Annotated in this window: 3 protein-coding genes; 2 read left to right on the forward strand and 1 reads right to left on the reverse strand. The window is 29.6% G+C overall.

Annotated elements, in window-relative coordinates; all coding sequences use genetic code 11:
* The coding region (locus HG1285_RS00035) for a TRAM domain-containing protein (RefSeq protein ID WP_008289774.1) at positions 1 to 301 on the forward strand (301 nt) is incomplete at its 5' end.
* Between the two features lie 11 nt (positions 302 to 312).
* The gene (locus HG1285_RS00030) at positions 313 to 777 is read left to right on the forward strand and encodes a bifunctional nuclease family protein (RefSeq protein ID WP_008289775.1); all 465 of its coding nucleotides are present in this window, start codon (positions 313 to 315) and stop codon (positions 775 to 777) included.
* Here HG1285_RS00030 and HG1285_RS00025 read toward each other — a convergent pair.
* Positions 774 to 990: 3-oxoacyl-[acyl-carrier-protein] synthase III C-terminal domain-containing protein (locus tag HG1285_RS00025; protein WP_008289776.1), on the reverse strand; the 217-nt coding region annotated here is incomplete at its 5' end. The two genes, HG1285_RS00030 and HG1285_RS00025, sit on opposite strands and share 4 nt — an antisense overlap.

The following is a 990-nucleotide window of genomic DNA, read 5'->3' on the forward strand; positions in this document are numbered from 1 at the left end:
GAAACTCCCAATGACAGAAGACCCAAAAACATTAAGTAAATGGTTAACTGATTTAATAAATGTTCAAAAAGATATAGCGTTTAAAAGAAATTTAGCTTATGAGGGAAAAACAGTAGAAGTTTTAGTTGAAGAAGAAAAAGACGGTAAATTAGTTGGAAGAACAAGAACAAATAAACTTGTTCATTTTGAAGGAGGGCATAACTTATTAGGAGAGATTGTTAAAGTTAAAATAACAAAAGCAAACAGGTTTTCACTGGAAGGACAGGTAGAAGACAGTAGATTAAACCTTGTCCATATTTAGGAGGATTTATAATGATTGAAATGCAGCTTCAAGGACTTACTTTAGACCCTATAACAAATATGCCTGTGATTGTTCTAAAAGGGAAAAATTGTGATGATATTCTTTCCATATGGATAGGTAATTTTGAAGCAAATGCCCTTTCTATGAAGATAGAAAATGTATTTATTCCACGACCTATGACCCATGACCTTATTGCCAATTTAATTAAGAATTTAGAAGCCCACGTATCAAGAATAATAATTAATGACTTAAAAGATAATACATATTATGCTGTTATTCATATTGAAAAAGATGGTAATATTTACGAGATAGATTCTCGTCCAAGTGATGCTATTAATATTGCGTTGAGAGTTGATGCTCCAATTTTTGTTGAAGAAAAAGTTTTACAAAAATATAAAAATGGATTTAATGGAAAAATAAATGAAAATGATATAAAAGAATGGCTTGAGTCTTTAAAACCTGAAGATTTTATCTAATATTTTAAAATTATAGAGCCCCATGTAAGCCCACCACCAAATGCAGTTAAAAGTATGTAATCTCCTTTTTTAACTCTACCTTCTTTAATTGCTTCATAAAGTGCTATTGGAATAGATGCTGCACTTGTATTCCCGTATTTATGGATATTACTAAATACTTTTTCCTTTGGTATATTAAGTCTTTCTGCTAAAGCATCAATAATTCTTATATTT

Source organism: Hydrogenivirga sp. 128-5-R1-1 (assembly GCF_000171895.1).

Bases quoted from the DNA above. Each gene is read 5' to 3' on its own strand.
- HG1285_RS00030 (WP_008289775.1), top strand. From the start codon at position 313: ATGATTGAAATGCAGCTTCAAGGACTTACTTTAGACCCTATAACAAAT.